At 69.2% G+C, this 253-nt stretch carries 1 protein-coding gene; it reads left to right on the forward strand.

Translation table 11 applies throughout. The annotated features are described in order from the left end of the window. A partial coding sequence (locus AC0IYH_RS32860; protein ID WP_471838563.1) for a proline dehydrogenase family protein occupies positions 1-253 on the forward strand: 253 nt, incomplete at both ends.

The raw sequence follows: 253 nt of genomic DNA on the forward strand, positions 1-253 counted from the left end.
GTCGAGGCGCTGGCGGTGCAGGCATCGCGCAAGGGGATCGCGCTGACGGTCGATGCCGAGGAGTCCGAGCGGCTGGAGATGAGCCTCGACATCATCGGCGCGGTCGCGGCGTTGCCCTCGCTGAAGGGCTGGGAAGGCTTCGGCATGGCGGTGCAGGCATACGGGAAGCGTGCGCGGCCGGTGGTGGCGTGGGCCAACGGGCTCGATCGCATCATGAACGTGCGACTGGTGAAGGGCGCGTACTGGGACAGCG

It is taken from the genome of Pseudomonas sp. AC463, from assembly GCF_979253585.1.